General features: G+C 49.4%; 8 protein-coding genes. All 8 read left to right on the forward strand.

Annotated elements, in window-relative coordinates:
• Positions 1-62 precede the first annotated feature (62 nt).
• Positions 63-2,462 (forward strand): DNA helicase PcrA, encoded by a 2,400-nt coding sequence (gene pcrA, locus Q0Y54_RS08880; protein WP_297966479.1) that lies wholly within the window; start codon positions 63-65, stop codon positions 2,460-2,462.
• 1 nt (position 2,463) lies between these two features.
• A complete protein-coding gene (gene ligA, locus Q0Y54_RS08885; RefSeq protein WP_297966486.1) occupies positions 2,464-4,470 on the forward strand; it encodes an NAD-dependent DNA ligase LigA in 2,007 nt (668 codons plus the stop codon).
• Between the two features lie 5 nt (positions 4,471-4,475).
• The gene (locus tag Q0Y54_RS08890) at positions 4,476-5,405 is read left to right on the forward strand and encodes an RluA family pseudouridine synthase (protein WP_297966492.1); all 930 of its coding nucleotides are present in this window, start codon (positions 4,476-4,478) and stop codon (positions 5,403-5,405) included.
• A gap of 138 nt (positions 5,406-5,543) precedes the next feature.
• Positions 5,544-6,695: an MFS transporter gene (locus tag Q0Y54_RS08895; RefSeq protein ID WP_297966498.1), complete on the forward strand. Its 1,152-nt coding sequence runs from the start codon at positions 5,544-5,546 to the stop codon at positions 6,693-6,695.
• A 229-nt stretch (positions 6,696-6,924) separates the two neighbouring features.
• Entirely contained in the window at positions 6,925-8,610 is a 1,686-nt protein-coding gene (locus Q0Y54_RS08900; protein ID WP_297966503.1) for a methyl-accepting chemotaxis protein, read from the forward strand.
• Positions 8,611-8,761: 151 nt separating this feature from the next.
• Positions 8,762-9,376: a 4'-phosphopantetheinyl transferase superfamily protein gene (locus Q0Y54_RS08905; RefSeq protein WP_297966505.1), complete on the forward strand. Its 615-nt coding sequence runs from the start codon at positions 8,762-8,764 to the stop codon at positions 9,374-9,376.
• A 143-nt stretch (positions 9,377-9,519) separates the two neighbouring features.
• Positions 9,520-10,125 (forward strand): TetR/AcrR family transcriptional regulator, encoded by a 606-nt coding sequence (locus Q0Y54_RS08910; RefSeq protein WP_297966508.1) that lies wholly within the window; start codon positions 9,520-9,522, stop codon positions 10,123-10,125.
• 107 nt (positions 10,126-10,232) lie between these two features.
• The coding region (locus Q0Y54_RS08915; protein ID WP_297966511.1) for a metallophosphoesterase at positions 10,233-10,680 on the forward strand (448 nt) is incomplete at its 3' end.

Here is a 10,680-nt window from a genome sequence, read left to right on the forward strand (position 1 = left end):
AAAAACTGAGAAAAACGGAGCATTTAAGAGATATTGCAAGATTATATAGGGAGGATAACCTTTTGGATATATTCAGTGGATTAAATCCCGCTCAACGGGAAGCGGTGGAGTGCCTTGAGGGACCCCTGTTGATAATGGCGGGAGCCGGCTCCGGTAAAACTCGGGTGCTGACCCATCGTATTGCCAATCTGTTGGCCCATGGCGTATCGCCGTACAGCATTTTGGCCATTACCTTTACCAACAAGGCGGCCACCGAAATGCGGGACCGGGTTGACCGGATGATTGGTGTAGGCTCAAAGGACATCTGGCTCAGCACCTTCCATAGCTTTTGTGCCAGGATTTTACGCCGGGAAATAGAGGCTACGGGCATATACCAGAAAAACTTTGTTATATACGATGCCAGTGATACCCAGTCCCTGGTCAAGAAGTGCCTTAAGGAGCTGAATTTTGATGACAAGCAGTATTCCCCGGGAGCTGTTCTGGGGGTTATTTCCAATGCCAAAAATCAGATGATGGGCCCGGTGGCCTTTGACCAGCACGTCCGCATTAATGGTACCTTTTACGACCAGAAGGTGTCCGAGGTTTATACCCTTTATCAGAGCAAGCTCCGGTCCAATAATGCCTTGGATTTTGATGACCTGCTATTGGTGGCTGTATCCGTATTGGAGGAAAACGAGGAAATAAGAACCCGGTATCAGCGGCGGTTCCGCTACATTATGGTGGATGAGTATCAGGATACCAATGGGGCCCAATACCAGCTGACCAAGCTGCTGGCCGGGGGCCATCACAATATCTGTGTGGTGGGGGATGCTGACCAGTCCATTTATGGCTGGCTCGGCGCGGACGTGCGCAATATATTGAATTTTGAGCAGGATTATCCTGAGGCCCGTACCATTATGCTGGAGCAAAATTACCGCTCCACCAAGAAAATTTTGGCGGCGGCCAATGCCGTTATTGACCACAATCCCCACCGGAAGAAAAAGGTGCTGTGGACCGACAACACAGAGGGGGATCCCATCACCACCTATTTGGCCAGTGATGAACGGGATGAGGCCCGGTTTATTCTGGACAATATAGTTAAGCAGAATACCCTTTTCAACAGAAGCTATGGGGACATGGCGGTGCTGTACCGGACCAATGCCCAGTCCCGTATTTTGGAGGAGGCCTTTATGCGCCAGGGCATGCCCTATACCATAGTTGGGGGGCAAAAATTCTACGAGCGCATGGAAATCAAGGACATATTGGCCTATATGCGGGTGCTGTCCAATCCCTTTGATACGGAGAGTCTGTCCCGCATTATAAATGTACCCCGGCGGGGAATCGGTGATACATCGGCCAATAAGCTGCTGGCCTTCGCCAATGAACGGAACCTATCCCTCTTTGAGATAATTGCCAATCCGGATACCCTCAATGAAATTCCTGGTCTGACTGCCCGCACCAAAAATCCTTTGGGCACCTTTTCCATGCTGCTGCTGGACCTGATGAACAAGCAGGAGACCATGTCCGTATCGGAGCTCATGGAGGAAATTATTGAACAGACCGGTTATATCGAGGCCTTGAGGGCGGACAAAAAGAAGGGGGAGGACAATACCTCCCGCATCGAAAATGTTCGGGAATTTGTGGGGGTGGCCAAGGATTTTGAAAAGACTGAAACAGAGCCGGGCCTCTTTAATTTTTTGGAGCATATTTCCCTGATAACCGACCTGGACAAGACTACTGACGCCATGGACCGGGTTACCCTGATGACCCTGCACGCCGCCAAGGGTCTGGAATTTCCGGTGGTATTTATTGCCGGCATGGAGGAAGGCATTTTCCCCCATTCCCGCACCCTGGACAGTGCCGAGGAGCTGGAGGAGGAGCGTCGTACCTGCTATGTGGGAATTACCCGGGCAGAGCACAAATTATTTTTGACCCATGCCGATATGCGGACTATTTACGGTCAAACAAGGATATGTGAGCCATCCCGGTTTTTGGAGGAAATCCCGCCCCAATACAAGGAGGAGCTCTCTGTCCGGGGCCATAGAGGCTATGGCGGCAGCAGCTTTGGCAACAGCTTCGGCAGGGACGGGAGCTATGGCGGCAACAGCTACGGCAGTGAACGGGGCCACGGCAGCTCCTATATGCCCAGATTTTCCCAGGGAAGCAGCAGTGGGGGCCGTCATGGTCAGTCCATGTCCGCCACGGATGCCCTGAAAACCGTTGGGGGAGGCACCGGCCCCGTCCGTATAGTGACTAACGCCAATAATTCTTCTGGGGCAGCCACCGCCCGGCCCAAGGGCCCAATCAAGCCGGACACCAGTATTGTCTGGAAGGCCGGGGACAAGGCTGTGCACAGCAAATTCGGTACTGGCACCGTGGTGGCCGTAACCGGCAGCGGGGAAGACACCCAGCTGCAAATCGCATTTCCAAATCAGGGGGTTAAACAGCTGGTGCTGAAATATGCCCCAATCAAGAAGGCGTAATATGGATATAAAAGAAATAAAACAGGAGCTGGCAGCTCTCAGAAAAGAAATTAAATATCACAGTAATCTCTACTATAACAATGATGCCCCGGAAATTTCCGACTACGAATTTGACCAGCTGATGCTGCGGCTAAAAAAATTGGAGGCCGAATATCCGGAGCTTATTACCAAAACCTCCCCAACCCAGATGGTTGGCGGGGTCGCCAAACGGGAGGCCGGTGTATTGGTGGCCCATGATGTGCCCATGCTGTCCCTTCAGGATGTATTTTCCCGGGAGGAGGTTATAGATTTTGTGACCTCTCTGCAGGAGCAGCTGGGTGACCCGGAATTCGTGGTGGAGGAAAAAATTGACGGTCTTTCCCTGGCCCTGCGCTACCGTGATGGGGAGCTGACCCAGGCCATCACCCGGGGTGACGGTGTGGTCCAGGGGGAGGATGTTACGGAAAATGCCCGGGTAATCAAGGATATCAAACAGAAGCTGAAGGACAAGGTGCCCTATTTTGAAATCCGGGGTGAGGTTTATATGAGCCGGGCCGCCTTTGAACAGGTAAACGGACGGCAGGAGCTGTTGGGGCTGAAAACCTTTGCCAATCCCCGCAATTGTGCGGCGGGAACCCTTCGGCAGCTGGACAGCCGTATTACCAAGGAACGCAACCTCTCCATGTTCGTGTTCAATCTTCAGACGGCTAAAGGCATTGAGTTTGCCACCCATACAGAGGCCTATGAGTTCATGAAAAAGCAGGGCATCAAGGTAATTCACAATTATCAGGTGTGCCACACTGCTGAGGAGGTGCTGGCGGCCATCGATGCCATCGGCGCATCCCGGGGGGAGCTGGAATACGATATCGACGGTGCCGTAGTAAAATTAAACAGCCTGGCCCAGCGGCAGCAGCTGGGGGCCACCTCCAAGGTACCCCGTTGGGCCATAGCCTATAAATATCCCCCGGAGGAAAAGGAAACGGTGCTGAAGGATATTGAACTGTCGGTGGGCCGGACGGGCCGCATTACCCCCACAGCCATCTTTGAGCCGGTACAGCTGTGCGGTACCAAGGTGGAGCGGGCTACCCTCCACAATCAGGATTACATTGATGACCTGGATATCTGTATCGGGGACACCATCAAGGTGTTTAAATCCGGGGAAATCATTCCCAAGGTTCGCAGTGTAGTAAAGGATAAGCGTCCGGCGGGAGCCGTGCGCTTTACCATTGGCAATATTTGTCCGGCCTGCGGCTCCAGGGCTGTCCGGGAGGACAATACCTCGGATATAAAATGTATCAACCCCTCCTGCCCGGCCCAGCTGGAAAATCATATCATCAATTTCGTCAGCCGGGATGCCATGAACATTAAGGGAATTGGGGAGCAGAATATCAAGGCCCTTATTGATGCCGGGTATATCAAGGATATTGCCGATATATTTACCTTGAGGGAGCACCGGGATGGACTGATTGCCCAGGGAATTATCGGCAAGGAAAAGAATACGGACAAGGTGCTGGCCGCCATTGATGGAGCCAAGGCCAATGTGCCCCAGCGGCTGCTGACGGGCTTTGGCATATCGGGAATCGGCAAGGCCGCCGCCCGGGAGCTTATGCTTCATTTTGGCAGCATCGATGCCCTCTCTGCTGCGGATTTGGAGTCCATCATGGCGGTGCGGGACATTGGGGAAATCAGTGCCAGGGCCATTTTTGACTATTTCCGGGATGAGGCTAATATATCCATTATTAACCGCCTGAAGGAGCAGGGGGTTAATATGGTGCTGGAGGATACGGGAATTGTCAGCGATATTCTGGGGGGAAAGACGGTGGTAATAACCGGTACCCTGCCGACTCTGGGCCGCAGTGAAGCCAAGGCCCTTGTTGAGGCCAACGGCGGTAAGGCCGCTGGCAGTGTTTCCAAAAAAACAGACTATGTTTTGGCCGGTGAGGCGGCGGGCAGCAAGCTTACCAAGGCCCAGGAGCTGGGAATTACCGTAATTGACGAGGCAGAATTTCTAAGGATGATAGGAAAATAATCCACATGAAGAAAAATCAAAGTGCATTGAAAAAATATATAGTGGCGGATAAATATGGTGATATGTCGGTGGAGGATTATCTGAAATCCGTGATGAAGGTATCCAGCCGCCATCGCCAGCGGCTGTTTCGCTCCAGGAATGTCTTCGTAAATGGCCGCCCGATCCATAGCAAGCAGCGGGTAAAGGGAGGCGACCTGGTGGCCATTCGCCTCTTCGCCGATGCCAGCTATGGGGTCACGCCCCAAATTGGCCCGGTGGAGGTTCTATATGAGGATGAGGCAGTTATTGTGCTGAACAAGCCGGTCAATATGCTGGTCCATCCAGCGGGGCAGACGGACCGCTTTACCCTGGCCAATTATCTGGCCGGTTATTTTCAGGCCAAGGGCCAAATCATTACCATTCGTCCCCTGCACCGCCTGGACCGGGATACCACCGGCTGTGTGCTGTTTGCCAAGAAGCCGGAATATCAGACCAAGCTGGAGGCCCAATTAAAGGCCCATACCCTGCACCGGTTTTATAAGGCCCTTGTTATGGGCCAGGGGATTATGGAGGAATATCCTGACGGAATTCTTGAAGGCAATATTGCCAAGGTGCCCGGCCAGCCCAACCGGCGTCGGGTGGAGGATAAGGGTCAGCCGGCAGTGACTCATTTTAAGCTGGTGGAGGAATTTGGCCCCTTTACCCTGCTGGAGCTGTGGCTGGAAACGGGCCGAACCCACCAGATCAGGGTTCATATGGATTATGCCGGTCACCCGGTACTGGGGGATAAAATGTATGGCACTCCCTCCCGCCTGATTAACCGTCAGGCCCTCCATGCCTCTGCCATTCAGTTTCAGCACCCGGTGACGGGCCAAATGGTGGAGGTCAGCGCCCCCTTGCCCGCCGACATCACCTCCTGTATTGAACAGCTACGGGGGGCCTTTATCCCAGGCTAAGGGAGTCTTTATCCCAGGCCAAGAGGACTTTATCCCGGGCTAAGGGAGTCTTTCCCCAGATTAAGGGGACCCACACCCCAGATTAGGGAGAGGGGAAGAGATAATTGATTTACTGGATAGTTGTGAGAAGGTTAGACGATGAATAAGAAATATCTTTATGCTTTATCAGCTGGTCATTTCAGCTGTGATATAAATACCGGTGCCCTGCCGGGCTTATTGCCGTTCTTTGTGTCCATATATGGCATGGACTACAAGCTGGCGGCGGGCCTTATGTTTGCCTCCAGCTTTCTGTCCAGCATTATACAGCCCTTTATTGGGTATATTTCCGATAAAAAATCCTACGCCTATCTCATGCCCCTGGGCATCCTGCTCAGCGGCCTGTCCCTGGCCTCCATTGCCTTTATTCAGGACTATACCCTTATTTTTCTGGCCGTCACCATTATGGGGGTGGGCAATGCCATCTTTCACCCTGAGGCGGCCCGGAGGGTCAGCAGTCTGGCTGAGGGAAATAAGGCCCTGAGCATGAGTATTTTTTCTACGGGATGCAGTGCCGGCTTTTGTATCGGTCCTCTGCTGGGGGCGGCCTTGACCACCCTGTGGGGCATGGATGCCCTCATATTCTTTGGTGGCTTTTGTATTCTCATGAGCTCCATCATTGCCCTGCTGGTACCTGGCATGGGGCGTTTGGTTAAGTCCATTGCCCAAAAGCAGGCCCAGGATAATCGGGAGGCACAAGCCAATGATTGGCCTGCCTTTGGCCGTCTCACCCTGTTTGTTATCGTGAGAGCGGCCCTGTATACAGCCCTTACCACCTTCCTGCCCCTGTATTGTGTACATATTCTCAGCCAAAGTGAGGCGGTGGGCAGCCTTACCATTACCATCCTGGCCCTGGTGGGGATTTTCACCAACTGGATGGGCGGCTATGCAGCGGATAAATGGGGCAACAGCTTCGTATTGCGCATTGGTATGACGGTGATGGGCTTGGCCCTGGCCGCCTTTAATTTCAACAATAATTTGGCTCTGCTGTATGTGATAGTGGGCTGTGCCGGCTTTGCGCTGTATGCCTGTGTGGGACCAATGGTGGTGCTGGGCCAGACCTATTTAAAGAAAAACATCGGCATGGCTTCAGGGGTTACCCTGGGGATTGGCTTCAGTGCCGGGGGGATTATTGCCCCAATGCTGGGCTGGGTGGCGGATAATTATGGGCTCCGGTATGTATTTTATATTTTGCCCCTCTTTGCCCTTACTGGCCTGTTGGCCACCTTTACCTTAAAAGAAACCAGGGATTGATTTGCCTCCTTTGGGCCTTGAGGGAGAGGTTTAATTGATTATTATTACGTCATAATACTATTATGGCGTTTTTTTTTGTAAATTCTTAAATTATTTTTTGCCTAAAAAAAGGATTTTTAACGTAAACGTAGAATAGTTTACTCATAATTAGAATGTAGAACAGTGAAAGCAGTGTGCAACGGTATAGCTGACAGGTAGGGGGGATTTAAGAAAAAGGAGATGGGTTAATATGAACATGCAAAAGAAAGCAATTTTATTTTTTAGTATCTGTATTATTGCGGTCTGTTTGGCAATGGCATTTCTAGGATATCGTAATGCCATATCGGGATTTAACAACGCCTTAACAGACAAAGCACTTGATGATGGGGCATACCTGACTGAGGTAATAAACAGCAAATATGCCGGTGATTGGTCCATCAAGAACGGTCAACTGTATAAGGGCAGTGTAGCTGTCAATGGTAAAACTGATACTATTGATGGGCTCAGTGCTGCCACGGGTGATGCTATTACCATATTCCAGGGGGATACCCGGGTTACTACCACGGTAAAAAAGGAAGATGGTTCCCGGGCTATGGGTACCAAATGTTCCCCGGAAATCGCTGAACGGGTGTTAAACAAGGGCGAAACGGTGAATATGGTAGCTCAGGTAGTTGGCAAGGATTATTTTGTATGTTATCAGCCAATAAAAAACGGCAAGAACGAAATTGTGGGGATGCTGTTTGTGGGGGTACCGGCCACGGATTTGGATGCTATGGGCAGCTCCTTTATTGCCAGCATGTCAATAGCTACTGTTATTCTTATTCTAATTATGGGTGTTGTATTGACCTTTGCAGTACGCTATACCCTGAAGCCGCTTAAATCAGTTCAGCTCGCCTTGGAGCAGGTGGCCAGCGGCGACCTGAGTATACCGGATCTCCAGCTGGAGGGCACTGATGAAATTGCCTTGTTGGCCCATGATACCAATAGCATGAAAAATGCTGTCAGAACCTTGATGAAAAATATTACCCACTCGGCAGAGCAGGTAGCCGCCGCCAGCCAAGAGCTGACTGCCACTGCCCATCAGACCGGGGAAAGCATCCGGGTAGTGGCCAACAGCGCTGTACAAATGGCCGGAAACAATCAGGAGCAGGTAAGGGAATTGGAAAACACCAACCGTAAGGTCAGTGCCATGAATAATGACATGATGGATCTTACGAACTACTCCAATGATATGAAGGAAGCAGCCAACAACAGCCTTAAGGGAGTAGCCAACGGACAGGTTACCGTTCGCAAGGCCATTGACACCATGCACAATATGTCCAGGCAGATTGATGCATCCTCGGTTATTGTAGAGGCCCTTGGGGAACGGTCCGCCAGCATCGTCCAGGTTATAGAAACCATTTCCAATATTGCCAGTCAGACCAATTTGTTGGCCCTGAACGCTGCCATCGAGGCGGCCCGAGCCGGTGAAGCCGGCCGCGGCTTTGCAGTAGTGGCCGAGGAGGTAAGAAAGCTGGCAGAGCAGTCTGAGATTGCGGCCAAGAGTATTTCTGATATGATTACCACCATTCAGGCCGATACTATTAAAGCAGTTCAGGCCATGAAGGAAAACAATGAGGGAGTTCAGGAGGGGACCAAGATCGTATCTGAGGCAGGAGTAGCCTTTGATCAGATTTCCGAGCTCATTACCAATATGAACAATCAGATTGATGTATCATTGCAGGCCATCGAAAAGACCGGAGTGGTTTGCAGGGATATTCAGGGCATTATGGATGGGGTGGTTCAGGTGGGTAACCGCTCCGCCGATGAAGCTCAAAGTGTAAGTGCTTCCACCCAGGAGCAGGCGGCCATGATGGACGAAATAGCCAAAGCAAGCACCGCCTTGGCTGAGCTGTCCCAATCCCTTCAGAATTATGTAACCAAGTTCAAGGTTTAAAATAACCCATAAACAAAATTCCCGATGGATTTTTTATTAAATCTGTCGGGAATTTTTTGTGCACCTATATTTGATTTTATTTTAGCTTTGGCCGGTTTCTATGTTAAAATATATATAGAAAAGATTTTACAGAATTGGAGGAAGCTGATAAATGGCTGATATGATTCACAATATACAGGTAAAGGTATACATTGCTGACAGCTCCAAGCTGGGGGACAAGGCCCTGTTTCAGAAGCTGTATGATGAGGCAACGGAATACAGGAAGAATAAGGTGGATGGGGCAGAGGAGCAGCGAGGCAGGCAGGCGGTATTGGCTGCCGGTGCCCTTCTATCCCGCGCCCTGATGGAAGCCGGCTACGATGAAGGGGAGCTTGACCTGCAGTTTAACAACAACGGAAAGCCCTTTTATGCCCAACATCCTGAGCTGGATTTCAGCCTGGCCTATTCCGGGGATCGGGCCATGTGTGCCATTGCCATTGCCGATGGGCCGCTGGGAGCAGAAATTGGCTGTGATGTGGAGGAGAACACCAAGGAATTGGCGGAATATCTGGATGAGTACAACATGACTGCGGATAAATGGACCAGACTGGAAAGCTATGCCAAGGCAACCCAATCCGATATGGAGAGCTTATTTTACGGCAGTGCAAAGGTCATTCCGGGATTTATTTTCTCCCATCCTGAGCTGGAGGACAATTATAAATATAATGTATGCTGCCGCACCAAAATACCTTCTGAAAATATGATTGTAGTCGATTTTTCTAAATAATTTTATTACACCGATAATTTTAATTTACTTTCAAAATGAAACTAAAAACTTTTACTTGTATTTATTTTTTATGTTAGTATAATATTTGATGGATTGTGATTGATTATTACGGCTTTTGATTTATTTTGGAAGGGAGGATTACCATGAGACGTACAGATACCAAACAAAGAATTTTAAATGAATCCCTAAAATTATTTTCTGAGCATGGTTATGAAGCAGTAGGCGTTGAAATGATTGCGGCAGCCGTAAAAGTTACTCCACCATCTCTATATAAGCATTTTTCCGGCAAGGGAGAAATTGTGGAGGCCATTACTGACATGGTTGAGGAATTGTACGAGGAACACAGCCTGTCTATTGTAGAATTGGATGATATAGATATTGAACAAATGGATGAGGAGGCCTTTGTAAATTATCTTATACCATTTGCCGAGAATGTCCTTCATGACAGCACATTAAAAAGCATTATAAAGCTGCTGACCATAGAGCAGTTCCGCAATGAGACCATGCGGCGCATTTATGTTGAAAAGTGCTACAAGCTGCCGGAGCAGTTTAGCTATAATCTTGTGAAACGGTTATTAATGCTGAGAAAGCCTGATGACAAGGTGGATCTTGATTACCAGGTAAAGCTCATGACCTTTCCGGTAATTACCACCATCAAGCGCTGCTATTGCGACCCAAAGTATGAGACTGAGGGTATGGCTTTTTTACAAAAGCACCTTCGTAATATTTGGAAGCTATATTTGGCATAAGAAATAACGCAGTTAGTCTTTTTTTGAAGAAAAAAATGGATAACTGCGTTATAATTATTATGTGGGTATTTTTCTTTAGAATATAAAAAAATAGAGGAGGAAGGTTTATGAGTCAACAGGTTGGTTCTATTTTCAAAAAATCATTTTATTCATTTCTTGCCGTATTTTTATTGCTGTGTCAAACCGTATTTGCGGCTGATTTCAGCAAGGTAATGATTTTACACACCAATGATTCCCATGGCTATGACCAGTCAGATGACAAGCATATTGGTATGCCGGTTATTGCTCAAATCAAACGGGACATGGAGGCCCAGGGCTATGAGGTCATCATGCTGGATGCAGGTGATATTATTCAGGGCAGCTCTCTGGCCAAATTTGATAAGGGAAAATCCATCATAAAATACATGAATGCTATAGGCTATGATGCAGCCACCCTGGGGAACCATGAATTTGAGTATGGGCTGGAGGTCCTGCAGCAGCGCATGAAGGAAGCAAAATTTCCCTTCATTTCCAGCAATATTATTGATAATACCACAGGGGATAACTTTGTTAAGC

The sequence above is a fragment of the uncultured Anaerovibrio sp. genome, assembly GCF_947302755.1.
Classification (GTDB): Bacteria; Bacillota; Negativicutes; order Selenomonadales; family Selenomonadaceae; genus Anaerovibrio.